The sequence below is a fragment of the Vibrio sp. 2CM40D genome (genome assembly GCF_023161825.1).
Lineage (GTDB): Bacteria > Pseudomonadota > Gammaproteobacteria > Enterobacterales > Vibrionaceae > Vibrio > Vibrio alginolyticus.
In genome coordinates this window covers 408,052-433,360 of the sequence record NZ_JALNTL010000004.1, presented here as the reverse complement: position 1 = coordinate 433,360, position 25,309 = coordinate 408,052, and the positions used below count along the sequence as shown (strand labels likewise).

Genomic DNA, 25,309 nt, shown 5'->3' with positions numbered 1-25,309 from the left:
TTTTATAGAGATAACGGCGTGAAAAACAAAAACGCCCCGCAATGTTAGCGAGGCGATCAATTAAATTAAAATGATGCAGTTAAAATGCCCTACTGACGACACTTCTGAGCATCAAAATCAACGACGATGGCGGCATTCTCAAAGTCACCAGAGACTTTAACGTAGCCCCAGTAGTTACTCTGATTTGACAACGGAATACACTCTCCATTACCAATATTATCTGACCACCCGTGAAGATTAGTATCATCCGGCCAACCAGAGTTACTGTATTCAAGCTTTAGGTTGCCCGTACCATTCCCCGTCGTTATCGCCAGATTTGAGCTCTCATTCACCGCTGGCACGCTTAGCCAAATGGTTTGTTGATTTGCCAAGCAAACGGGCTCTCCTGTTGTTAGGCGCCCACCGCTTACTTTACTTTGCACCGCGCAGTCTTGTGGCAATGTGTCATTACCGCCCAACGTTGAGATAACAACACTATGAGTGGCGGTTGCCGTCAAGCCTTCACTGTCTGTCACACTTAGACTGACCGAATACTCCCCTTCACTCCCATATTGGTGCGTCGGCTTGGTTTGTGTACTTGTCGAGCCATCACCGAAGTCCCATAAGACGCTGACGATCTTCCCGTTTGGGTCTGTACTGTTTTCACTGCTAAATGTAATGCTTTCACCGACTTTCCCCTTGTTGTTTGCGGTTATGACTGCATTAGGTGCACCATTTGAGACAAGGGCTTGCTGCCACTGCTCAAACTCACTTTGATATAAATTCGCCCATTGGGTGATCGTGGCCTTGTAATTGCTCCAATTCCCTTGGCGTGTTTCCACCAGCATTTGGTTTACGTCATCTTTATGATTTTCAAACATAAAACGTACAGCTAAGTACCCCCAACGATAAATTCGATCGACATCAAACCCATCATAAGTAGTCTCGAAAATCTCACTTAAGGTATATGTCGAACCGTCTAGAATCGTCTCAAGTGCTGCTTGGTTGTCATTTTCTTGAGCGACATACTCTGCAATGCCTTCACTCCACCACACTATTTTTTCAGTTGGATGACTAAACCCTCCATAGAGATCAAATCGACCATCTAAGTAATGCACGTATTCGTGCTCTAGGTTCCAGACAAAGTGATCCGCGTTCGCATAAGAGGCTTCATAAGCAATAAAGTTGGGAATATTCCCCGGCTGGGAAGGGTCGCCCTCCAAGTACATACCGCCATTGTCAGTACTAATATCGAAAATTGGCCCTGCGTACTTACCATAATCAGTGCTTGAATCGAAGATATTGACTTGGAGCTGAGTGTTGTGGTCATCTTTTACTGGCTGTTCACCCGTTTCTAAAGACTGATGAAAGTAACCCTCTTCGTAACCCATTTTAGAACATGCGGCCGCGTGTTGCTCTTGCATCATATTCTGGGACAATATTCGAATTGTCGGACTACAGGTATAAGTTTGCGATAGCACCAAGCCTTTTAGCTCAGTTTCGAAATTACAAATTCCGAACTCACTACAATCTGCGTAATATGAGGCGGTGTCCGCCGCCGCAAGCCAAACCGCGTCACCCCGACCATACATTTCATACTGTTCAAAGATTCGACTCAGCTGACTCTTCACAATAGAACTCGCGTTACCCGTATATTTGGTCAGACGCCCGAGCTCTCGCCCCGCATTCGCGGCCATAAACTCATCTTCAGCACCGATTGATGACGCCCTCAGAGCAAAATCGCCTAAAGCTTTGGCAAGGTCTGTTTGGTTACCAACTACTTGCACAAATTGCTCGTTCCACTGCCCACCAAACAAAATAGTGAAAACACCATTAACCGCATTGCGCATATACCAGTGCTGGGCGTATTGATCATTCCAACGTGTAAGCCACTGAGTCACTTGCGGTAAGTACGCGTGCTGCAAGCCCGCACTATCCATAGTGATGATGACTTCACTAAGCACTTTGCCGTGACGGTCGCTGTTCTCGTAGAAATTTGCGTTGTTAACAAACGCATCCACTGATTCTTTCACCGCTGGTGTGACCCATTCAATAAATGAGATGTTGTCATTGTAAAACTCGGCGTAATAACCTGCGCGTAAGTATAAGAACAACGTTTCTAGTTCATCGCTCCCGCCACCTATATACCCCTTCGCCAATGTCGTAGTACGCTTCGCAATGTTGTACATATGATCGGAGCTAAATACCGACTCTTGAATCCGACTTTCAGCAGAGAATAGCTGGTTCACACACGTCGCGCCCTGACTTAAAATTTCGCCGATCAATTGGTTACTGCTTTCGGTAACCAATGCTTCCAAATCACAAGCAGTGCTCGACTCATCAAGGCTTTCAAGTGACTGTACTCGAGTTGCCTTGGAGGGCTGAATAGGGAGAGTTGCGGTTGGTTGGTATTCAACTCGATTGGATTCAACACCGTGTGTATGAGCCGAATGTGCATGTTGCTCTGTAACTTGAGAAACTGGCTCGCTTAACGCAAATACGCCAGTGCTGGTTAATGTTGTCGCAATCGCGACACTCAAAGTCTTCAGTTCCATCTAATTTCTTCTATATTGAGTTTTCCTTAGATGCATTACGTCTTTTGCATCGCCACTGCCCTTATTACTGCAAGAGCATCTCCATATAATCTACTCGCAAGACAAGAAGAAACATTTTGTTAACAACTAGATGTGGCGGTATCAGTTTTTGGTACTCGAGTTGCCGTTGCACGGGCTTGCCAGAAATCGATTTGCTTTAGTAATATTGATCAACTAGTTGTTTATCTTTCCATTCAAATATCTTTTATTGCTCCTCACAAAAGCTATAAAATGGTTTCTTTTCTTTTTGCTAAACAACTCCTATGACCGACGCTGATATTGAGCTACAACACCTTTGGTTAGAAGTCCAAGCCGAACGCTGGCAAAACCTGCCACGCTTTTTATTCAGTTACTACTGCTACAAGCACAACCTTATCAGTAAAACCAACAAAGTTTGCTGGGAGACGGCACGTGCAAACCTGCCCGCTTCAACGTCAATAAAAGAGCGAAAAAACGCGGTGGTTGAACCGTTAGTTTCTGAGGAAACCGTCGCTGGGTTATTGAAAGCCATCAGCAAAGATGGGGAAATGACATTCGACGTGATGGGAACCACACTTGATACGTTTTTGCATTATGTTGTGATTAGCAAGGAAGAAAAAGCGCGACTTAAATCAAACATGCCAGCTAGTTGGTATCAGCGATCAAACAAGTCGCCTTTGGCACGTTTCGAGCAAGCTGGCATTAAGCTACCAGAGTGATATGTCAGTCATCGCTGATGATAAACACAAAAGACAAGCGCCTACAATGAGGCGCAGTTGGTCAAAAATTGAGGTGCCCCTAAACAAAAGTGCATAGTGAGCAACAAAGAAAAAGTTTGGCTATTCTTGAATGCCTCGAATGCGTACATTACGCCTACGTAGAACTTCTAAAGTCACGAGCAAACACACCGACATAAAAATCAGCAACGTAGCGACCGCCAATATAGTCGGACTGATTTGCTCTCGAATTCCTGACCACATCTGCCTAGGAACGGTTTTTTGTTCTGCCCCAGTCAGGAATAACGCCACCACAACCTCGTCGAACGAAGTGCCAAAAGCAAACAAGCCGCCAGAAATCATCCCCGGACGAATCAGAGGAAAGGTAATGTGTCTGAAAGTATAAACAGGGTTTGCTCCTAAGCTAGCCGCCGCTTTTACCAAGCTATGGTCAAAGCCGCTTAACGTCGCAGTAACGGTAATGACGACAAAAGGCGTACCTAAAGCAGCGTGTGCCAAAATGACGCCTAGATAAGTTTGTGACAAGCCAAGGCGCGTGTAGAAAAAGTACATCGCAGCAGCAGAGATAATGACTGGTACGATCATGGGTGAGATCAACAGCGCCATAATCGTATTGCGAAAAGGCAAGTTACTACTTGCTAAACCCAACGCCGCCAGAGTTCCTAGCCCTGTTGCAACGAGTGTCGCCATAAAAGCAATAAACGTGCTGTTTTTCAGCGCCAACAGCCACTGATCACTAGTAAACATTTCTTGATACCAGCGAGTAGAATACGCTGCCGAGTCAAGGTTTAACATCCCCTCGGTAAAAGTAAAGTAAGGCGTTGCATTAAACGATAACGGGATGATGGTCAGAATTGGAGCGATTAAAAAGCACAGCACCAACCCACAAAAAACTAAGTAGCCTGCGTAAGCGACTCGCTCTACTTTTGATGCATAGTTTGGTAATGCCATGGTTATCCTCCTACCTTAAGGTTATTCATGCCAACCACACGGTTGAATATATAAAACAGAACCAGTACAACGAACAAAAGCAGTCCACCCAATGCGCCAGCCATCCCCCAGTTCAGTGATGTCTGCATATGATAGGCAATCATATTGGATATCATCTGTCCGCTTCTTCCACCAACCAAAGCGGGCGTAATGTAGAAGCCAATAGAAAGAATGAAAGTAAGCAAGGCCCCCGCACCTATCCCCGGTAACGTAAGCGGCATATAAACTTTGATGAACGCAATGAAAGGCGTCGCGCCTAGAGAACGAGCGGCACGGAAATAAGTTGGGCTAATTCCTTTCATTACGCTATACAGAGGCAGGATCATAAAAGGCAACAGAATGTGCACCATAGACACCACCGTTCCGAAGGTATTGTGAATCATCTGAATTCGCTCAGAAGTAAAACCCGACCAAATAAGGAGATCATTAATGACCCCTTGGTTTTGCAGCAGAACAATCCAAGACGTGGTTCTGACTAACAATGATGTCCAAAATGGCAGCAGCACAATAATTAAAAGTAAGTTCGCGCGCTTATCAGGTAAATTGGCAAGCAGGTAAGCAACGGGGTACGCCATCACCAAACAAATTAAGGTGATTGAAATAGACATCCAAAAAGTTTTAAAGAAAAGGTCGACGTATATTTGGCGTTTTTCTGGTTGGGGCTCAATGTCTCCAAACTCATTCACTTGCAAGTCTAGCACAGCAAGATAATGACTGAATGTTAATGCGCCACTAAGATTCTTAAACGCCGCCCAATATTTAGGATTAGCCCAACGCTTATCCAGCTTAGCCAACTGTGTCACCGAGATCGGCAGCGACGTCAACCGAGACAACTTTCTGCCGGTTTTCATGAGTAAACTGCGCATACCAGACTCTTCAATATTCATCCGGTTGGCTATTTTCGGTAGCTCTTTGCTTTGATAAAGCGCAAGTACCTCAACAGAGAATGCCTCAATGACTTCTTGATGAGGCTGACCTTGATAATCCCAACTTTCTAAAGCTTGAATAGTTTGTGGGAGTGACAGGGATATTTCTCGGTTATCCACGCTTCGATAAAGCATGTCGAGGATAGGAAAAGCAAACGTAAGCAGAATAAAACACACCAATGGCGTTGTGAGCATAATGGAGCGAAGCTTTTTTCGGCGCTCGGCCTTTTGCAACTGCGCTTTCAAATTGGTTTCTTGCTCATGAACTTGGCGTTCGATTTCCAATACAGAATCTAATGCGGTTAGCTCTCGACTCATGCTGCTACCTCGCTACTTTGAGTTTGTGTCCCATCAAGAGCATGGCAATCGTCACTTTGCCAACCAATACGACAAATTGAGCCAGGCGTTAACTGCAAGTGTTTACGATTATCGTTAGGTACTTTAACGATGAAGTGACCAACGCTCTCTACTTCGACGACCAGACGATAATGATCACCGTGATAAATCAATTCTCGTAGGACGCCCGAGACTTGGTTCTCACAAGACGCTTTCTCTGGTTGAATAACAATCTTTTCTGGTCGAATGGAAAGTGTTGTTCTCTGCCCTTGCTCAGAGACTCTGACAGGTTTCGCAGTAAATAACTCTTTCCCAACGAGCACTTGGCAATACTTTCCGTCCCACTCTTTGACTAAACCTGAGAGTTGGTTGTTTTCTCCGATAAACTGCGCAACAAACGTATTACTCGGAGATTCATAAAGCTCGGTTGGTGTCGCGAGTTGTTGCACTTCGCCGTGATTAAAAACCGCAATACGGTCGGACATAGTGAGAGCTTCGTCTTGATCGTGCGTCACATACAAAATGGTAATGCCAAGCTTTTCATGCAAATGTTTAATTTCCATCTGCATTTGCTCACGCAGCTGCTTATCTAACGCGCCTAGTGGTTCATCCATCAAAACGAGTTTAGGCTCAAACACTAATGCTCGCGCTAACGCAACACGCTGTTGTTGACCACCTGATAACTGCTTCGGGTATCGAGTCGCAACATGCTCAAGCTCGACCATTTCTAATACACTCTGAACTTTGCTTTGAATCGTGTCACTGTCGAGTTTTCGCACCTTTAAAGGAAACGCAAGATTCTCAGCAATGGTCATATGTGGAAACAACGCATAGTTTTGAAACACCATACCAATATCGCGCTTGTGCGGCGCGAGATGATTGACAGGAACGCCATCGATATAAATGTCTCCACCGGTCGCAGTTTCAAAGCCTGCTAGCATCATCAAGCAAGTGGTCTTGCCCGATCCTGACGGCCCCAACATAGTAACGAACTCTCCAGGAGCAATATCTAAGTTGAAGTCTTTCACCACCAAATTCGTGCCATCGTAGGTTTTCTTAACGTGTTGAAAGCTGACATAGTCCTTGTTTTCCGTGCTCATGACTTCCCTCTTCTCATTTTTTGAATATTACGAATGAGTAGAGCGTCAGTTAACGCTCTACTAAACAGCACAATTACAGATTGTATTTGGATAGGTCTAAGCGGGTTTCTAACGCATGTTCAACCATTTGAATGACTTGTTGACGCTCTTCACCTTGTAAGAGTTGGCGTGGCGCACGAACTTGTTCAGAGCCACGTCCGCAGACTTGCTCGGCCAATTTTATGCACTGAACCAGCGTAGGAATGGTGTCTAAACGCAATAGGGGTAAGAACCAACGGTAGATCTCTAACGCTTCAGCATAACGACCTTGGCTTGCCAGTTTATAAATCGCAACGGACTCTTCTGGGAATGCGTTGGTTAAACCAGAAATCCAGCCGGTCGCACCTAGCATCAATGATTCAAGAGCGATGTCATCAACACCACTGAACACGGTAAAGCGGTCATCAAATTTATTGTAAAGCTCGGTGATACGACGAGTATCAGTGGTCGACTCTTTGATAGCTACAATACTTTCAAACTCAGCCAGTTTCGCCATGATGTCGAGGTTTACATCGACACCATAAGCAACCGGGTTGTTGTAAATCATGATTGGCATTTCTGGCGTTGCTTCCGCTAGCGTGCGGTAATATTCGAACGTTTCGCTCTCAGACGTGCGGTAAACCATGGCAGGCATCACCATACAACCATCGATACCAATTTTGTACGCATCCTGCATGTAATCAACAGCTGCTGTGGTAATAGACTCTGCTGTACCAGCAATCAAAGGCACACGGCCATTTACGACTTCTTTTGCCGCTTGCAAGACCTGGCGTTTCTCCTCCGGGTACAACGCACAGTTCTCACCGACAGTACCCAAGCAGATAATGCCATTCACACCATCTTTAATTTGGTTATCTATAACAGTTTGCGTTGCGTCTAAGTCGATTGACTGATCTTGACGAAATTGCGTACTGACCGCCGGATAAACACCTTTCCAATCAATTTTCATGAACTACTTTCCTTATATGTATATTGTATGCAATTTAAATGAACGAGCAAAAATGCTCAGGCATGGCTATCTATGCCATTTTCTAACAACACCGCCTTTACAGCGGCCAAATCAGCCAAAGCACTGCCAACTGATTTGTATAAAGTAATGACCTCATCGTTTTGACGTCCTGAGATTTGTTGGGCGCAAAGCTGCGGTAATTCCCCTCTAATATCGTCTGACGTGAACACGCCCTCTTGAATTGGAATGAGAAGATCGCCCGCTTCGGCTAATACATTAATACGGCTATCAACATACACCTGTGCTCGTTGCACTGCTTCGGAGTCGCATTCACGCTTATCCAAGTCATGATTACCGACCAAATCAATATGGGTGCCCGGCTGCACGTCTGCGCCATTAAACAAAGGCTCTGCTGATGCAGTAATACAGCTGATGATGTCAACGTGTTTGATAACGTGGTCCACTTTTTCTACGACTGAAACGCGAAACCGACGCTCATCAGGAAGCGACTGATACTCTGAAGATGACACAATGGCATCTACCGTCGCCTCGGCTTTATCTGAGTTACGCCCCCAAATATAAACCTGCTTAAGTGGGCGAACCGCAGCGTATGCCCACGCAAAATAAGGCGCAAGATTGCCCGTTCCGCAGATCAACAGACGATCAGCATCGGGACGCGCCAAATAGTCCGCTGCCAACGCAGAAGCTGCGGCGGTGCGCCAAAACGTTAAAACTTTACCGTCCACGAGTGCGAGCGGCTCACCATCGTTTCGTCTAAAAACAAGCAGCTTAGATGCAAGCGTATCTTTGCCTTGCTCAGGGTTATGCGGGAAATACGTAAAGGCTTTCACCGCAATTAACTCCTGGTTCCAAGCTGGAAGTAGCGCAAACGCCTCGTATTCTCCCTCTTCTAAGGGCATGACTCGGCGTTGAGGTATTGTTGCTGGCCGCGAGTACATTTCACGCATCGTTTCAATAAGAGACTTCATTGTTAAACATTGCGCGACTTGCTGTGCTTCGATGACTTTCATCATTTCTCCGAAAACATAAATACAGTTGAGGAAAAGTACGGAACCTCGCTTATGGATGAAAACTCGGTCCCATACAAAAATTAACGCCTAGTTAAGCAGCCAGGTGTTGAACTCTTCATTGAGTTCATCAGCGTAGTCTGACCACCATTCATCGTTAATCAGGAAGGCGGTTTGGAAGTTTTGAGGTGCGGTAGGAAGGTTCGCTAAAATGTCTGGGTTCACCTCCGCCGAAGACGACTTACGCGTAGGCCCATAGGCAACGTACTTAGCTTGATCAGCTAATGGTTTTGTTCCTGAAGAAAAAGCAATGAAGTCCAATGCAAGCTTTGTGTTCTCACTCCCTTTAGGTATCGCCCATCCATTCATGTAACCCATTTGACGGTCCCATATAATCCGAAATGGTTGACCCTCATCTTTACGGGCATTGTGAATTCGGCCGTTAAACGCCGAGGCGATCACCACTTCTTTGTCAGCAAGCATTTGAGGTGGCTGGGCACCTGTTGTCCACCACAGCACTTCTGATTTGATCGTATCCAACTTAGCAAAAGCACGCTCACGCCCCGCTTCGGTTTCGAGCAGGCTGTAGACCTCTTTTGGCTTTACACCATCAGCCAATAGTGCCCACTCAAGATTACCCTGAGGCTGTTTTTGCAATGCACGTCGACCTGGAAAAGTTTTTAGGTCAAAGAGATCGGTCAACTTGCTAGGCAAAGCCTTACCTTTAAACGCGTCTTCGTTCACCGCTAATACAGTGGACACTACGATGGTATTGATTGCGCACTCGTGAATCGCACCATCAATAAAATCCTCTTGTGCTGGTGTTCCATCTGCGCCCGGAGGCAAAATACTTGGGTTCACTGGTTCTAGTAACCCTTCGGCGCAACCACGAACAATGTCTGGCTTGTCGAGAGAAACCAAATCCCAGCGCACGTTGTTCGCTTCCACCTGTGCTTTAATTTCGGCTAATCCGCCGCTGAAATCCTCGGATACGATCTCGACACCTGTTTTTTTAATGAAAGGCTTGTGATATGCCTCCACTTGGCTCTTGGTGAATGCACCACCCCAAGACACGACCGTCAATTTGTCTTCAGCATAAGCAGAGGTCCCCAACAGCATTCCTGAAATCAACAGCGCCAATGGTGCTTTGGTCATTCGTGACATGTTTTACTCCTTTTGGTTGTTTTTCTGGAGGCATCCGAGTACGGCTGTTGGACACCATTTTTGTTAAAATTAAGTTAACATTAGCATTTAATATATTTTATACAATATTTAATGTTAAGTTTTTTCAGGCGAATCGTTGTAATGAAAAAGGTGAAAGATCAATCGATGTCGGCTTTCCTTCGATAAGCTCTAAAAGGAGATCTGCCGTAATCGCCGCTTGAGTTAATCCAAGGTGTTGGTGGCCAAATGCCAGTAATACATTTCCATCCCAAATGCTATCAATAACCGGTAACGAGTCGACTGTTGAAGGCCGATTCCCCATCCACTTTTCTCCTTGCTTGAGTGGATGTAACCTCGATTCAAACATCTCATCACCTAACTGAAAAAGCATTTCTGAACGTTTCATATTGGGTGGTGACTCTACATCGGCATACTCAACAGTGCCTGCCAAGCGTAGCCCGCCAGACATCGGAGTCATGATGAATTTTCTATCGGCAGAGCTAATAGGAAATGGCAATACATCACGCTTGTCATCCACCATTAGGTGATAACCACGCTCGGCTTGAATAGGCACTTTGACTCCGGTTAGCTGCCGTATCAAAGGCTTAGAATGTACACCAGCGGCAACAATGATTCGGTCAAATGAATACGTTTGAGACTCAACCAGCACCTCGCCATTTTTCGCCAACGCAGATACACCTTTTTGTAAAACCATACCGCCAAGAACTTCAAAAGCTTCACTTAGCTCAACACAGAGCTGATAAGGGTCTAGCGTATGACCTGTATCGGGAAAAAAGACGCCGACAAAAACCTTATGGCTGAGATCAGGTATCCTCTCTCGAATCGCCTCTTGTGTCCAAACTTGATACGCCACACCGTTTTTAGCCAGTGAGTTAAGCGTACTTTGGTAGTCTTTAAACAGTTTCTCGTTTTCAAAAGTGAGCAATGAACCATTCATTTTTATTAGATGCGCTTTTCCGATTGAATCAAGCATGCCACGCCAACTTGCCACTGACCGCTCGTTAAGAGTTTTAATCGCGTTTTTTGCCTGCTCCGCGGCTGATGGCTTTGTTTGTAATAGAAAACGAATCATCCACCCGATAGTGCTTGGAATATCTTGCCAACGGATCGAAACCGGACTTTTGGGATCTAGCAGCATTTTAGGTAATTGTGAAAGCAGCGCTGGCGTTGCAAGAGGGAAGATTTGCTCAGTCGCGATATGGCCTGCATTTCCCTTAGAGCATCCATTCCCCACGCCATTGGGATCAAAAATCGTGACTTGATAACCTTGCTGCTGCAACTTCAATCCAATTGATAAGCCGATAATTCCCGCACCTATCACGGCGATCCTTTCCTTTTTGGTTTCATCCTTGACCAACATAAATATGCTCCGAGTCACACTTGAAAACGTAGATTGTATACAATATATTTTACATTACGTTAACATCGTTATTGTTTAATTCAACCATTTTTTCAGCAAGGAGCGAAAAATGAGACAAGGAACTTTTTTCTGTATTGATGCCCACACCTGCGGCAACCCAGTTAGGCTGGTCGCAGGCGGTGTGCCTCCACTCGAAGGCAATACCATGAGCGAAAAGCGCCAATACTTTCTTGAGCATTATGATTGGATTCGTCAGGCACTCATGTTTGAGCCTCGCGGACACTCAATGATGTCGGGGTCAGTTGTCTTGCCTCCTTGCAGCGATAACGCAGACGCTTCAATTCTGTTTATTGAAACCAGTGGCTGCTTACCAATGTGTGGCCACGGCACCATTGGAACCGTCACTACCGCTATCGAGAATCGCCTTATCACTCCCAAAAAAGAAGGCCGTTTGATACTTGATGTCCCAGCAGGACAAATCGAAGTGCACTACCAAACAAAAGGTGACAAGGTCACGTCAGTGAGGATATTTAACGTACCAGCTTACCTTGCCCACCAAGACGTAACCGTGGACATAGAGGGCTTAGGTGAGCTCACTGTCGATGTTGCTTATGGCGGAAACTATTACGTAATCGTCGATCCTCAAGAAAACTATGCCGGACTTGAACACTACTCTCCAGATGAAATTTTGATGCTTTCACCAAAAGTTCGCGAAGCGGTATCTCGAGCGGTTGAGTGCGTACATCCAGAAGATCCAACAGTGTGCGGTGTTTCTCACGTGCTATGGACCGGAGAGCCCACTCAAGAAAACGCTACCGCTCGAAATGCTGTGTTTTACGGCGACAAAGCGTTGGATCGCTCGCCATGTGGTACGGGAACAAGTGCGCGCATGGCGCAATGGCATGCAAGAGGCAAACTCAATCAAGGAGAAGACTTTGTTCACGAAAGTATCATCGGCAGCCTATTTCAAGGACGTATAGAAGGCATTACCGAAGTGAATGGCAAAGCGGCTATTTTGCCAAGTATTGAAGGATGGGCACAAGTATACGGTCACAACACAATATGGGTAGACGATGAAGACCCATATGCGTACGGATTTGAAGTGAAGTAATAAGGATAGTAAGGAAGAATGATGAACCCACAAGAACCAACCACTTTTTACGCAGTCAACGCCTTTACTGGTGAGCCTCTACCTATAGCGTTTCCGGTACATGGAGAGCAAGAAGTTAATCAAGCCTCCTCAGCCGCCCAAAGCGTAGCGCGTGAGTTTCGCCAACTAAGCAATGCAAAACGAGCGAGCTTACTTTGTTCTATCGCCTCTGAATTGGAAGTGAAGAGTGAAGAAATCGTTGCTCGTGCTCATTTAGAAACTGCCCTTCCCGAAGCACGTTTAAGCGGTGAAATAGGACGTACCGCGAGCCAATTAAGACTATTTGCCGAGGTTGTGAGATCGGGTAATCACCATCAAGCAATTTTCGATACGCCAAACCCAAACCGTCAACCACTGCCAAAACCAGATATTCGCCGTCAACAAATCGCAATTGGCCCTGTAGCCGTGTTTGGTGCGTCTAATTTTCCGCTCGCATTTTCTACGGCAGGTGGTGATACGGCTTCGGCACTTGCAGCTGGCTGTCCTGTGATTGTAAAAGGCCATACCGCCCACCCTGGCACCAGTCAACTTGTTGCAGAGTGTATTGAGGCTGCACTGGAGAAAGAGTGCTTACCGCAAGCCATCTTCACGCTATTGCAAGGCAACAAACGCGCACTTGGCCAAGCACTCGTTACCCATCCAAAAATTAAAGGGGTTGGGTTTACAGGCTCCGTCGGTGGTGGCCGTGCGCTGTTCAATCTAGCTCAGCAAAGACCAGAGCCAATCCCCTTCTATGGTGAACTAGGGGCGATTAACCCAACATTTATTCTCCCTTCAGCCATACGAGCAAACGCCTCATTGGCTGAAGAGTTTGTGGCTTCTATGACTTTGGGCTGTGGACAATTTTGTACAAAACCAGGCGTTGTATTTGTCTTGAATAGCCCAGAAACGCAAGCCTTTATCGAAATCGCTCAAGGGTTAATTCGACAACAATCAACGGCCACTTTGCTAACGCAAGGAATCCGAGAAACGTATGAATCCGAAGTGGATAAGCGAGCTTCCGAAACAGGCATTAACGTCACTCGTTCTGAACAAGCAGAAGCGACCAATGTCTCACCAGCACTGTTCGTGACGGACAGTAAAAACTGGCGTGAAAACCCGCAATGGGAGGAAGAAATATTTGGTCCTCAATCGTTAATCGTAATCTGTGAAGATTTCGATGACATGTTGAAACTGAGTGATTCACTGACTGGATCGCTCACCGCAACCCTTCACGCTACCGCTGAAGACGAAGAACAAGCCAAGCAACTGCTTCCAAGTTTGGAAGAAATCGCCGGACGCATTGTATTCAACGGTTGGCCAACTGGCGTCGAGGTTGGTTACGCTATGGTTCATGGTGGACCCTATCCGGCTTCAACCAATTCTGCCTCAACATCTGTCGGTGCGGAGGCTATTCATCGTTGGTTGCGTCCGGTCGCTTATCAAGCTTTACCAGAATCTTTATTGCCGGATTCATTAAAAGCGTCGAACCCACTGGGTATTCAACGCGCCATAGATGGCAGTGTGTCCCAATAAGCCCACCAAATGGCTCAAAAAGGCATCAACTGATGCCTTTTATTTCACTCTACTTCTCAAAACCTTCTTTCCTAGTTGGTTTGTGCCAGAAAAACAATAAACTACTAAAGTAAAATGGATTGGATACAATATTAATTTCACGGGAGACTTCAATGTCACAGAAACCTGTTTTTAAAACGCGCACTCAGCTCGTTGAGGAAGCAATTCGAACTCAGATCTTGAAGGGCGAGTTAAAAACTGGTCAACCTTTACGTCAAGATGCGTTAGCAAAAGAGTTTAATGTTAGCCGAATTCCTGTGCGTGAAGCGTTAGTTCAATTGGAAGCACAAGGACTCGTTAGCTTTGAACCTCACAAAGGTGCGACGGTCACTGAGCTATCTCCAGAGAAAATCAATGAGCTATTTGAACTGCGCGCTGTCGTGGAATGCCACATTTTAGAGCGCGCGATTCAAAATATGACAGACGCTGACCTTGAACGCGCGCGCGAAGTTCGTGAACGTTTCGAGTCAGTAGTGAACAGTGGCGACGAAGTAGAAGAATGGAGCAACTACAACTACGAGTTCCACAAAGCCCTATATGCGCCAGCCAACATGCCTGAAACTATGGACGTCATTTACAACCTGAACACAAAGTGTGACCGATACATACGCATGCAGCTATTGTTTACTACAGGCATTAAAAAGGCAGAAGAAGAGCACTTAAGCTTGTTTGAAATGTGCCAAAATCGCGATATCGAAGGCGCCAAGTACCTGCTGAAAAAACACATTCTAGAAGCGGGCACAGCGATTCGAAACCTGCTGCTTGAAAGGCAAAATATCAGCCAGTAAACGGAATAACGAATAAGGTGATGTTCAAGGATGAATGTTGGACCAAAGTTTTTACTCGCAGCGCTACGACAAAAGATTAAAGAAGAAGGGCTTTGCTACAATTCCTTGTCAGAGAAAAGTGGCATCCCTTTATCTAGTATTAAACGCCACCTACATAATCCAGCTTTAGGTTTGGATAAAGTACTTATTTATCTGAACTACCTGAATACCGATCTCGTCGAACTCGCAACCTTAGCCAACGAGCTTCAGCACCAAAACGAGCAAATGCTAACAGATGAAGAGAGCGACCTTTTCGTTGAGCATCCTTATTTACTTGATTTTATTTATATGCTGACTTCTCGTGATATTAAACCGCAAGAGATAGCCCAAACTTACGGACTTTCTGATACAAGCTTACGATTCTATTTGCGTATCGCGGAAATTCTAGGATATGTCGAAAACTTCGGAGACGGCTTGTTTTACCGTTCTGGTCGTCGATTTATTATGAAAGAAGGTACGGCATTAGACACCTTATTCAAAGAGCGCTTTCAACAAGATTCGCTTTCTCATGATATCAACCCAGGCGTATGTATAGGTCGCATTAGGCTCACCGAAGAGCAGAAAGTGCAAATAGAGGACGAGCTTTGTAATAAATTAGCGAAACTTAACGCAGTTAACACTTCCAACAATGAAGGTGAACTAACAAATATATTAATGCGTTGCACTCCTGGTTCTCAGATATTTTTCGCTGATGATTTACCTAACATTGACGGAAGCCTATTAAAGCACGTCGCTCAACTCACTAAATTAAGTTAAATCATCAGACAAATAAATCAAACAAACCCCTGATAACATCATATATCCCTACCAAACTATTGATTCAAAGCGTTTCCTGAATCTAATTCTGATTTAGCAAGCATCGCTTAGTCAACTAAGAACTTGTCTTAATTTCACACTTATTAATTGTCTTGTTAGATCTTTTGAAATAGACAGAAAACTTAAGTAATGACTAATTTAGCTTAAGGATAAAAGACAACTTTTTTACGTTATTTACCTCACACTATTTAACTATAAATTTGCAGACGAACAAATTAAATTAATACATTCACCTAGCTAATAAAAACAAAAGCAAAACACATAATTATAATTCTATTATTTATAAGGACATAGAAAAGTGAAATTTAAGTATTCTTTAGCAACGGCAGTCACTCTCGCATTATTACAAGGCTGTGGCGGTGGCGGCGGTGATAGCTCATCACCTACTCCGTCCACTAGCAGTGCAAACGGTCCAACATGGAAAGTTCATGATTTTAGCCAATCGTCGAAAACGTTTATCAACCAATGTGAAACGCCCCGCGTCGGACTGGACCCATATGACAACTATGCCGCCTATCCAGATAAATTGGGCTCTGCATTACACGAAAAACTCTTTTTAAGAGCTTTTACTAACGAAACGTATCTATGGTATGACGAGGTTCCTGATAATAATCCAGCAAACTACAAAACTGTTACTGATTACTTCAATACGCTGGTCACCTCTGCTACTACCGCGACGGGTAAACCAAAAGATCGCTTCCATTTTACCGTCCCTTATGAGGATGATATGAAATCATCGCAATCCGGTTTAGTTGCTGGATTTGGTTTTAACTGGGCATTCCTACGTGGCGTACAACCTCGAGACGTTCGTATTTCCTACACTGAAGAAGCCTCGCCAGCTGATAGAAGCGGCATTGCTCGTGGTGATAAGCTTCTGAAAATCAATAATATTGATGTGGTTAACACCGGTAGTCAGTCCGACATTGATTTTATCAACAAAACGCTCTTTAACCCTGACATCAATCAAGATTACACCTTCACATTTGAGAGTGTTGACGGTCTAGAGAAAACCGTGACGCTTACCGCCTCTGATGTCATGACCTCTCCAGTTAAAAATGCCAAAGTGATTACACAAAATGGTATGCGGATCGGCTATCTGCAATACAACTCCTTTGAACCAAGCGCTCAAGCCCCGCTTATTGAGGCGTTCAGTACGCTCTCAGCAGAGAATGTTGACGAGATCGTCGTTGATTTACGTTACAACGGCGGTGGCTTAGTCCTTCAGTCCTCGCAAGTAGGCTACATGCTAAGCGGTGCTGGTCAGAACCGAGTCTTCAGTGAGTTGATTCACAATGACAAAGTGATGCGTACCATTAAAGATGGGGATAACATCTATCGCTTTACAAATATAGCAATAGACTGGGCAGCACAGAAATATTCGGACCAAGTGCTTCCGACACTGAACAAAAAGCGCGTATATGTGCTGACTTCAGGAGGCACGGCTTCCTCTAGTGAACTGCTAATCAACGCTTTACGCGGCATTGATGTGGAGGTTATCCAAATAGGCTCAACAACCACAGGTAAACCGTATGGGTTCTCACCAGAACAAAACTGCGGCACTATGTACTACACTATTCAGTTCAAGTCGGCGAACGAGAAAAAATTTGGCGACTTCGCTGATGGTTTTATTCCTACTCCAAAGAGCCAAATCAATACCGAGCTAGGCTTAAACAATAGAGTGGAAGGTTGCTGGGTCAATGACGACCTAACAAAACCGTTAGGCGATCCGTCTGAAGGTATGCTTTCTGCGGCGCTAAACTACATGGAAACAGGAACCTGTCCGCCAGTATCCCCTTCAAGTTTCAACGCCATGCCGCGTAACATTTCATCTCCGGAGTTAAGCGATCTTCGCTCTCCGCTACGAACAGAGGCAATTCATGTTGAGATCAACTAACTTTTTACGAATGCTGATTCGGGTTGCGCTTTTCTTAGGCACTTCGATTTCTTTGATAGGATGCCAAGCTATGTCACAAGAACCCGTTGAAGCATTGAGTAAAAAGAACTCTCCGGAAACAGTCATAGAGATTCAAAACGCGATCGCAGAAATCCAAGGGACACCAGCACCTAGAATCGCAAATAACGTATTTGAATCCTCACCGCATTTGTTGATTGAAAAAGGACGAGTAAAAGGGAACAACAATCAACTGTTGGATGGCAGCTATACGGATCTTCCAGACCAATATACGTTGCAGATAAGAGGTGAAACCTGTGGCTTGTACTATGCCAAAACAGATACTTTTGTCTCTCTCAGTTCACTAGATTGTGAGCCCATCATTAAGTTTTAGATCTCCCAAAAGAGAAGCCCGCTGATATCAGCGGGCTTCCTACTTTATTGTTCAGTGTGAAACGGTCAACGTTACTTTAGTTCAATCCATGCTTTGCGCTGTTGCTTATCCATGTATGACCAAGCTACAAAGCGGCTCACTTTCTGTCCTTGGCTCATTTCAACCACACGAATGGCTTTCACACCCAATTTTTCAAGCTGCTTGCGCATCGGGCGAACGTTGTCTTTTTTGGATATAAGTGTTGTAAACCACAAGACCTGCGCGGCAAAAGCTTGGCTTTCATTCGCCATTTTTCGGATAAACGCCGCTTCTCCGCCTTCACACCACAATTCAGCGTTTTGACCGCCAAAATTCAACGCAGGTTTACTTGTCTTTACTTGTGCGGTTTGAGGTTTTAGCCCTTTCTTGCGCTGGTTTGCTTTTAGATTATCGATTTTACGCTGGCTGCCCATAGCGGCATCTTCCGCCGAACGGTGGAATGGCGGATTACATGTCGTCACATCATAACGATCATTCGGTTGAATGATACCTCGATAAATATTGGCATCATTGTATTGCTGTACCAGTGCAATTTTTCCCGTCAAAACACGATTGTGCTCTACGATCGTTTGAGCCGATTGGATGGATTTTGGATCGACATCGCTGCCCGTATAGTGCCAACTGTATTTTGTTACACCAACAATCGGATAAATACAGTTTGCTCCCACGCCAATGTCCAACGCTTTCACTTTTTGGTGCGCGTACTGACCTTTTACTTCACCATCAAGTAGTTCTGCCACTCGGTGAATGTAATCAGCGCGGCCCGGAATCGGTGGGCAAAGGTAGGTGTCGGGAATGTCCCAGAACTCGATACCATAATACGCAGCAAGCAATGCTTTATTGAGCATTTTAACAGCATTAGGATCAGAGAAGTTTATGGAGTCTTCCCCTTTCGGATTTTTGATAACGAATGGCTTTAACTGTGGTTCACTTTCCACGAGTTTTTTAAAATCGTAACGACCTCGATGAACATTACGCTCATGCAAACCATTCTTCGCTATTTTTATGAACTCGACTTCGCTCTTTCCTGCAGGCTGCGAGGATTTGCGCGCAACTTTGTCTTTAACACGCTTCGGCTTGGCTTTATTCGCGTCTTTATTCTGACCCGCCATTGAAGTCTTTGGCTTTGCTTGCTTCGCGTTGTGATTATTGTTCTTCATTCAAATTCGCTTTTAAATCGAGGTAAATCATAAACAAACGAGCATCAAATTCGAGTTGGTGATACTCAGGCTCCATATAGCAACATAGCTGATAGAACGCCTTGTCGTGGTTTTTCTCACGAGTATGCGCCAACTCATGTACCACCATCATTCTTAATAGTGGCTCGGGCGCATCCTTAAATACATTGGCAATGCGAATCTCGTTTTTCGACTTCAGCTTACCGCCATGGTTTCTACTGATTACACTGTGCAAACCAAGCGCGTTGTTTACCGCGTGAATTTTCTTATCGTAGACAACTTTACTGATTGGCGCGGCTTTCTTCATGTAGCGGTTTTTGATTGCCATGGCGTACTCATAGAGCGCCCTTTCGCTTTTGATTTGGTGCCTATCGGGATAACGCTTTTCGAACCAAGGAACAAACTTGCCACTCGCTATCAATGAGCTCACCTGCTCTACGATGTTTTGTGGGTAGCCCTGAATGTATCGAAGTGACGGATGCATAGAGTTAACGTCTGTTATGACAAAATAAAGGCGCTCAATATACCTGAGATAAAAGACAGTTTCACCTTAGCTTTCGCCTTTCATTTATGGTGAAAGGCCGTTAAACTTCGCCTCCCAATGATAATGGAGAGAAATTCAATGAAACGTGTCGTTCTTTATGTCAAAGACAAATGCCCTCACTGCAAAGATGCTCAACGTTATCTGGATTCGAAAAATATTAACTATCGTTTGTGCAATGCTAAGATGCAACGCGGTCGCAAAGAACTTGATGCGCTTGGTGCTCGTTCAGTGCCAGTTTTAAAAATTGGTGATCGGGTAATGATTGGCTGGAACCCAAAGAACTTCGAGAAGATGTACAAAGGCGACTAGTGCTCGGACGATGAATCTGCGCTGCGTTTAAACGTAGCGCTTGATAAAGTCGATAAACGTTCGATCTGCTATTGATAAGTACCCCTGCTTGCGCCAAGCAAGTGCCAGATCCAGCGTCACTGGTGGTTCAAACGGTAAGCCAACAACGCCCGACTCATGTTGAGTCACCAATTCCAGTAACGCGGTAATCGCAAACTCTTGTTTTACAATACTCAAAATCAAAGGCAGTAAGTTGGTCTCGAATGATGACTTCATGGTAAACCCATGCTCCTCACTCACCTGATCCAAAAATTCGCGGTGAAAATAGCCATGCTGAAACATAACCAAATCGTGTTCAAAGAACTCATCAAAAGTAAGAGCGTGTCGCTGGGCTAACTCATGCTCAGGTGAAACAACTGCGACCATTTGGCTAGTAAACAAATGGTCAGTTTCTAGATCATCAGGCACATTATCACAACTGATCACACCAATATCGAGTTGACCATTGAGCAGCATACGACGAATCGATTGAGTCCCAGCTTCGACCAAGGTCAATTTTAACTCCGGGAACTGGCTTTTAAACGCCATCACAATTCGTGGAAAGAAATAACTGCCCATCATTGATGGCGTCCCGAGCCTTACTTCGCCTTTCGCTAAACCTTTCAGCTCATCAATCGCGAGCTGCGCGTCGTGCAACTGTTGAATCACCCGCTTAGCATGCACAAGTAACGTTTCGCCCTCTTTCGTTAAGCTGATTTTTTTATCATCACGGCGAAATAGGGTAACGCCCAAAGACTGCTCAAACTTTTTGATAGAAATGCTTAATGCGGGCTGGGCAATATGCAGGGCTTTCGCTGCATGGGTAATGTTTCCATGTTCAGCGACCGCCAGAAAATGTTTAAGTTGTTTCGATTCCATTAGATCAAAAATATATGGTGTCCATATTTTTAATATATTTTTTTAATTTACAACGAACTGATAGATTGATCACAGTCTCTCCATTTGCTCACATTAGGCAGGATTCATGGTCAGTTTTGGCACACCGGAATACAAACGCATTACACTCTCGCTAGCGCTTGGTTCCTTCTTGGTTTTTTCAAATTTATACCTACTACAGCCAATGCTGCCCACTTTTGCTCAAATTTTCACGATCTCAGAAACGCAAGTGAACTGGTTATTTGCGGCCTCAACACTCGCTCTCTCTTTTAGCCTCGTTCCAATGGCTGTGTTGTCAGAATCAGTGGGAAGAAAGCCAGTCATGATGGCTGGTCTGTTTTCGATTCCTACCCTTTCCGCTTTGATGCTATTTGGTGACTCATTTCTGTTTTTGGTGGTATGTCGAGCACTGATCGGTGTCGCGCTCGCAGCTTTTGCTGCAGTCGCCGTGGCTTACATGGCAGAAGAGCTCGACAAGCACGCTTTCTCGATGGCAATTGGAACGTACATTGCGGCTAACTCATTAGGCGGTATTGCAGGGCGTATTAGCGGCGGCTTATTGGCGGACAATTTCAGTGTTGATGTCGCCATTGAAGTTATGATGGTGTTCACTCTTCTTGGTGTCATTGGCGTTCACTATTTATTGCCAACACAGCGCAACTTCACCCCGTCATCAAGCAGCTTGCGCCATCAAAATCGTGCGCTTATTGGTCATTTTAAAAACCAACGCGTGTGGTTCGCAATGCTGATAGGAGGACTCAACTTTGCTTTGTTCGTCAACCTTTACTCCGTCATGGGTTTCCGTCTGGTGAGTGAACCTCACAATGTGCCCGTCGGGTTGGCCTCACTGATCTTTATTTGTTACTTGGGAGGGACTTTCTCCTCTCGTTGCGCAGGCCACTGGAGTAAACGTTATTCATCAATCCTCGGTATGTTCTTAGGCGCGATAGTGAGCATGGCGGGGATGTGGATTGCGGCGGTTGAAAGCTTGACTGCAATGCTATTTGGGTTGTTGCTGATAAGTTTTGGTGCCTTCTTTACTCATACCCTCGCCTACGGTTGGGTCGGTCAGAACGCCACTCGCGCCAAAGCCACCGCGACAGCGCTCTACTTAGTACACTACTACGTAGGCGGTAGCTTAGGAGGATTCTTACTTCTTTATTGTTGGCAACATGGTGGTTGGTCGAGTGTTCTTATGGGAGGAAGCGCAGTCTACCTAGCGATGTTTGCTGCAATTGCGTATTTGAAACACATTGCCGAAAGAAAGCATACTGACCAAACACCTGACGCTGCGAGTTTAAAGAGTAGCTAAGGTACGCTCATTTGCGTAATACCTCTCTGGTTACTTGGATAACCAACTCTGCTATGCTTGCGCTACTTTAATAAAAACCAGAAAGTCGTATGTCAACGCGTTCAACACAAAACACAGATATCGAAGCGATCACTCAACAGGTCGATCAATGGCTCAACGATGTAGTAATCGGGCTCAACCTTTGTCCGTTTGCTGCCAAGCCGCAACGTAATAAACAAATAAAAATCTTTGTTAGTGAAGCGACTCAAGAAGAAACGCTTCTTGAAGATATTTTATTGCAGCTGATTGAGCTGAGTAACACAGAACCCGAACAGCTTGAGACCACGTTGGTTGTGGTTCCCAACATGCTACAAGATTTCTGGGACTACAACTTTTGCATAGATTGGGTTGAAGGATTAATTAAGCAGCAAAACTGGGAAGGTATTTTCCAAGTAGCGACTTTCCATCCTGATTACTGTTTTGGCGGCGCTAGGCCTGAAGACGACGAAAACCTGACCAATCGTTCTCCTTACCCGATCTTCCATTTGATTCGCGAAGAGAGTATGGAAAAGGTACTAAAACACTATCCTGATCCTGAATCCATTCCCGATACGAACATCGCTCGTGTTTCCTCCCTTTCAGAGGAAGAACGTAAAAAGCTGTTCCCTTACCTATTTCGTTAAGCACCAACATTCCCAAAGGCAGATTTATCACCAGTTAGATGCAATGCCCTTGGGGTTCAAAGTACGGTTTGGTATCATTGCCGCTTCAATCGATTCAATGGAAATTAGAATGCAACTGTCAAAGCTAACCCAAGAGATTTTTGATCACTTATACCGTGATATCACCGAGTTCCGTAGTACGTTCGACTTACCAGTCGCAGACGCTGCAAGCCTTGATACGCAAGCAGACACACTACACACCTCTTTGGCGATCGAAGAGCTAACAGAGCTAGCAGAAGCAGATTGTAAAACTGAGCAAGCAGATGCCATCGTAGACAGCGTGTATGTATTAATGGGCCGTCTCGTTCATCTTGGCCACAGCAAAATAGAAGACAACCTGGCGATCAGCTACTTAATTGATCTTCTATTAAACGTTGCGGTAAACCGTGGTATCGAATTTATTCCTTGCTGGGATGAAGTACATTCAAGCAACATGAGCAAAGTATGCCGTAACGAGCAAGAGTACTCAGAAACAGAAGCATTCTACGCAGAACAAGGCATCAAGTTGATGGCGGTGCAGAAAGGTGAATACATCATCGCGAAATGCGCCGAAGATTTCGTATCGGAAGGTAAAACCATTCGTAAAGGCAAAGTACTCAAATCTGTTTACTACCGCCCAGCAGATCTAAAACCGCTAACTCAGTAAGCGTTGAGTTTGGCTTTCTCGATTAAAAAAACGACCTCAAGTAGGTCGTTTTTTTATTGTCCCTAAATACTAATCAAAGATTAAATAAGGTTGCTCATCTACGATGACCTTTTTGACTTGAGTATTGAACACTTCCCCGAGAGCTTCTTCCGTTAGCACAGTATCGGCACTTCCTGATGAGTGCAGCACACCGTTGTTAAGCAGCAATACTTTATCTGCGTGCTTTAATGTGCGATTGAGATCGTGATTAGCAACCAATACTCCAATTCCCTGCGCCGCCATAGCGTTAATCAATTGATAGAGCAGACCCTCTTGCGCAATATCTAACGGTGCTGCTGGCTCATCCAAAATTAAAAACTGCGAAAAAGGATTAATGGTACGCCACACCTGCAAACATACACCTGCTAATCGGACACGCTGCCACTCACCACCGGATAATGTTTGAATACTGCGATGAAGCTTATCTTGCAGTTGTACCAGCTCCACCACCATATTGACGGCATCACGCACTTTGATATCCGCAATCTCAGCACCACTTGGCAGAGATAAAGCGAGATACTGAAACACATCAACATTAAACGCTGGGCGCGATTGCTGACACAAATAACCTCGAACATGAGCTTGCTCTGACAACGGTAAAGTAAGCAAGTTTTTGTTGCCAACGTACACTTCACCACTCATACCGTCTCGGTGACTTAACGTACCAGAAATCGCAGCCAATAAAGTACTCTTACCGGAACCATTAGGCCCAACGATATGTACGATTTCGCCAGCTTTGCATTCAAAAGAAAGAGGCAATAATCGACTACCAACCGACATATGTTTAACGTGCATCATGACTCTTCACCAGCATCCAGATGAAAATAGGTGCGCCAATCGATGTTGTCATGACACCTAAAGGTAACTCTGCGGAGTCCAATAACAGTCTTGCGCCGATGTCAGCAAATACAAGCAACGCAGCACCAGATATTGCAGAAAGTGGCAATAAATAACGGTTTTCCGTACCAAAAGCCAAACGCAACAAGTGCGGCACCACCAAACCAACAAAACTGATGATGCCACCCAAAGCGACTGAACTACCCACCAAAACAGAAATGGCGAGGATCAATTTCCAACGCATTTGATGCACATCGACACCCAATTGGGTCGCATGAATCTCACCCAGCATCAATTTATCAAGCGACTTGCCTTTACAACATAACCAGGTAAGCACCGGTAACATCACCAAAGTAACGGTATGTTGATACCAACTTGCACCGCCAATACTGCCCATTAACCAATACATCAGTTGGCGTAAACTGAGATCATCACTAAAGTAAAATGCCCAGGTCACAATCGCGCTCGATAAAATACCCAATGCGACCCCAACCAAAAGCAATCGAGCCGTCGTCAGGTGCATTGCCCTTGCTATCGCCACCAAAACAAACGTGAATACCATCGAGCCTGCAATCGCTGCCAGCATAAAAACAATCGGGGTAGGAAGAACAGGTGACGCGAACATGATTAAGACCATTGCTAAGCTTGCGCCACCAGAGATACCAAGCACGCCAGGTTCAGCCAACACGTTCCCAAGCAACACTTGTAACGTCGCGCCAGATACCGCTAACGCAGCACCAATAATTGCCGCAGACACTAACCTCGGTAAACGCAAGTCCACCAATAACTTCTGTTCAAATGCAGATAAGGATTGAAAAGGAGAAAGGAAAATTTCTCCGACCATCAAGTGAATGGCAGAGAGTACAGCGAGCACGATCGACATAACCATCAGGTTACGTTGCCAGCGTCGTTCCTTGTTCAGGATAAGTTGTTGAAAATCCATAGCGGCCGATAA

General features: G+C 45.1%; 24 protein-coding genes. 11 read left to right on the top strand and 13 right to left on the bottom strand.

Annotation, left to right across the window (positions count from 1 at the left end):
- Nucleotides 1-89: 89 nt before the first annotated feature.
- Nucleotides 90-2,534: a collagenase gene (locus MTF70_RS11595; protein ID WP_205460922.1), complete on the bottom strand. Its 2,445-nt coding sequence runs from the start codon at nucleotides 2,532-2,534 to the stop codon at nucleotides 90-92.
- 302 nt (nucleotides 2,535-2,836) lie between these two features.
- Here MTF70_RS11595 and MTF70_RS11590 point away from each other — a divergent pair, with 302 nt between their 5' ends.
- Nucleotides 2,837-3,271, top strand: coding sequence for a hypothetical protein (locus MTF70_RS11590; RefSeq protein ID WP_017633960.1), 435 nt, complete (start codon nucleotides 2,837-2,839; stop codon nucleotides 3,269-3,271).
- Nucleotides 3,272-3,391: 120 nt separating this feature from the next.
- Here MTF70_RS11590 and MTF70_RS11585 read toward each other — a convergent pair whose 3' ends face one another.
- From MTF70_RS11585 to MTF70_RS11555, 7 genes are all read right to left on the bottom strand, one after another.
- Nucleotides 3,392-4,240, bottom strand: coding sequence for an ABC transporter permease (locus MTF70_RS11585; protein ID WP_017633959.1), 849 nt, complete (start codon nucleotides 4,238-4,240; stop codon nucleotides 3,392-3,394).
- Nucleotides 4,241-4,242: 2 nt separating this feature from the next.
- Nucleotides 4,243-5,523: an ABC transporter permease gene (locus tag MTF70_RS11580; protein ID WP_170890588.1), complete on the bottom strand. Its 1,281-nt coding sequence runs from the start codon at nucleotides 5,521-5,523 to the stop codon at nucleotides 4,243-4,245.
- Entirely contained in the window at nucleotides 5,520-6,641 is a 1,122-nt protein-coding gene (locus MTF70_RS11575) for an ABC transporter ATP-binding protein (protein WP_054866064.1), read from the bottom strand. The genes MTF70_RS11580 and MTF70_RS11575 overlap by 4 nt, the downstream gene beginning before the upstream one ends.
- 73 nt (nucleotides 6,642-6,714) lie before the next feature.
- On the bottom strand, nucleotides 6,715-7,629 hold the full coding sequence (locus tag MTF70_RS11570; protein WP_005377851.1) for a dihydrodipicolinate synthase family protein: 915 nt from the start codon (nucleotides 7,627-7,629) through the stop codon (nucleotides 6,715-6,717).
- Between the two features lie 56 nt (nucleotides 7,630-7,685).
- Nucleotides 7,686-8,660 carry an ornithine cyclodeaminase family protein gene (locus MTF70_RS11565; RefSeq protein WP_170890649.1) on the bottom strand — a complete coding sequence of 325 codons (975 nt, stop codon included), beginning with the start codon at nucleotides 8,658-8,660 and terminating at the stop codon, nucleotides 7,686-7,688.
- An 87-nt stretch (nucleotides 8,661-8,747) separates the two neighbouring features.
- Complete coding sequence (locus MTF70_RS11560) at nucleotides 8,748-9,821, bottom strand: ABC transporter substrate-binding protein (RefSeq protein WP_170890587.1); 1,074 nt, start codon at nucleotides 9,819-9,821, stop codon at nucleotides 8,748-8,750.
- A 124-nt stretch (nucleotides 9,822-9,945) separates the two neighbouring features.
- The gene (locus tag MTF70_RS11555; protein WP_170890586.1) at nucleotides 9,946-11,202 is read right to left on the bottom strand and encodes an FAD-dependent oxidoreductase; all 1,257 of its coding nucleotides are present in this window, start codon (nucleotides 11,200-11,202) and stop codon (nucleotides 9,946-9,948) included.
- Between the two features lie 109 nt (nucleotides 11,203-11,311).
- Here MTF70_RS11555 and MTF70_RS11550 point away from each other — a divergent pair, with 109 nt between their 5' ends.
- From MTF70_RS11550 to MTF70_RS11525, 6 genes are all read left to right on the top strand, one after another.
- Nucleotides 11,312-12,313 (top strand): 4-hydroxyproline epimerase, encoded by a 1,002-nt coding sequence (locus tag MTF70_RS11550; RefSeq protein ID WP_170890585.1) that lies wholly within the window; start codon nucleotides 11,312-11,314, stop codon nucleotides 12,311-12,313.
- A gap of 21 nt (nucleotides 12,314-12,334) precedes the next feature.
- The gene (locus MTF70_RS11545; protein ID WP_205460921.1) at nucleotides 12,335-13,867 is read left to right on the top strand and encodes an aldehyde dehydrogenase (NADP(+)); all 1,533 of its coding nucleotides are present in this window, start codon (nucleotides 12,335-12,337) and stop codon (nucleotides 13,865-13,867) included.
- Between the two features lie 152 nt (nucleotides 13,868-14,019).
- Nucleotides 14,020-14,694, top strand: a complete 675-nt coding sequence (locus tag MTF70_RS11540; RefSeq protein ID WP_005377862.1) for a GntR family transcriptional regulator — start codon at nucleotides 14,020-14,022, stop codon at nucleotides 14,692-14,694.
- Between the two features lie 30 nt (nucleotides 14,695-14,724).
- On the top strand, nucleotides 14,725-15,489 hold the full coding sequence (locus MTF70_RS11535; protein ID WP_054866062.1) for a hypothetical protein: 765 nt from the start codon (nucleotides 14,725-14,727) through the stop codon (nucleotides 15,487-15,489).
- A gap of 358 nt (nucleotides 15,490-15,847) precedes the next feature.
- Complete coding sequence (locus MTF70_RS11530; RefSeq protein WP_205460920.1) at nucleotides 15,848-17,443, top strand: S41 family peptidase; 1,596 nt, start codon at nucleotides 15,848-15,850, stop codon at nucleotides 17,441-17,443.
- A gap of 70 nt (nucleotides 17,444-17,513) precedes the next feature.
- Complete coding sequence (locus MTF70_RS11525; protein WP_005397755.1) at nucleotides 17,514-17,834, top strand: hypothetical protein; 321 nt, start codon at nucleotides 17,514-17,516, stop codon at nucleotides 17,832-17,834.
- 71 nt (nucleotides 17,835-17,905) lie between these two features.
- Here the strand turns inward: MTF70_RS11525 and rlmF are convergent, their stop codons facing one another.
- Both rlmF and MTF70_RS11515 read right to left on the bottom strand, forming a co-directional pair.
- Complete coding sequence (rlmF, locus tag MTF70_RS11520) at nucleotides 17,906-19,033, bottom strand: 23S rRNA (adenine(1618)-N(6))-methyltransferase RlmF (protein ID WP_205460919.1); 1,128 nt, start codon at nucleotides 19,031-19,033, stop codon at nucleotides 17,906-17,908.
- On the bottom strand, nucleotides 19,020-19,535 hold the full coding sequence (locus tag MTF70_RS11515; protein ID WP_205460918.1) for a M48 family metallopeptidase: 516 nt from the start codon (nucleotides 19,533-19,535) through the stop codon (nucleotides 19,020-19,022). Before MTF70_RS11515 ends, rlmF begins: the two co-directional genes overlap by 14 nt.
- A gap of 138 nt (nucleotides 19,536-19,673) precedes the next feature.
- On the opposite strand from MTF70_RS11515, the gene MTF70_RS11510 reads away from it, so the two are divergent.
- Entirely contained in the window at nucleotides 19,674-19,904 is a 231-nt protein-coding gene (locus MTF70_RS11510; RefSeq protein WP_005377871.1) for a glutaredoxin family protein, read from the top strand.
- A gap of 27 nt (nucleotides 19,905-19,931) precedes the next feature.
- Here the strand turns inward: MTF70_RS11510 and MTF70_RS11505 are convergent, their stop codons facing one another.
- Nucleotides 19,932-20,801: a LysR family transcriptional regulator gene (locus MTF70_RS11505; protein WP_109168432.1), complete on the bottom strand. Its 870-nt coding sequence runs from the start codon at nucleotides 20,799-20,801 to the stop codon at nucleotides 19,932-19,934.
- 106 nt (nucleotides 20,802-20,907) lie between these two features.
- Between MTF70_RS11505 and MTF70_RS11500 the strand changes: the two genes are divergently transcribed.
- The 3 genes from MTF70_RS11500 (at nucleotide 20,908) to MTF70_RS11490 (ending at nucleotide 23,478) form a co-directional block, all read left to right on the top strand.
- The gene (locus MTF70_RS11500) at nucleotides 20,908-22,131 is read left to right on the top strand and encodes an MFS transporter (protein ID WP_047100700.1); all 1,224 of its coding nucleotides are present in this window, start codon (nucleotides 20,908-20,910) and stop codon (nucleotides 22,129-22,131) included.
- Between the two features lie 89 nt (nucleotides 22,132-22,220).
- Nucleotides 22,221-22,793 carry a DUF1415 domain-containing protein gene (locus MTF70_RS11495; protein ID WP_115385896.1) on the top strand — a complete coding sequence of 191 codons (573 nt, stop codon included), beginning with the start codon at nucleotides 22,221-22,223 and terminating at the stop codon, nucleotides 22,791-22,793.
- A gap of 109 nt (nucleotides 22,794-22,902) precedes the next feature.
- Nucleotides 22,903-23,478, top strand: a complete 576-nt coding sequence (locus MTF70_RS11490) for a nucleoside triphosphate pyrophosphohydrolase family protein (protein WP_025766767.1) — start codon at nucleotides 22,903-22,905, stop codon at nucleotides 23,476-23,478.
- A gap of 69 nt (nucleotides 23,479-23,547) precedes the next feature.
- Here the strand turns inward: MTF70_RS11490 and btuD are convergent, their stop codons facing one another.
- Nucleotides 23,548-24,315: a vitamin B12 ABC transporter ATP-binding protein BtuD gene (gene btuD / locus MTF70_RS11485; RefSeq protein ID WP_017820884.1), complete on the bottom strand. Its 768-nt coding sequence runs from the start codon at nucleotides 24,313-24,315 to the stop codon at nucleotides 23,548-23,550.
- A complete protein-coding gene (gene btuC / locus MTF70_RS11480) occupies nucleotides 24,302-25,297 on the bottom strand; it encodes a vitamin B12 ABC transporter permease BtuC (protein WP_053306934.1) in 996 nt (331 codons plus the stop codon). The genes btuD and btuC overlap by 14 nt, the downstream gene beginning before the upstream one ends.
- Nucleotides 25,298-25,309: the final 12 nt, after the last annotated feature.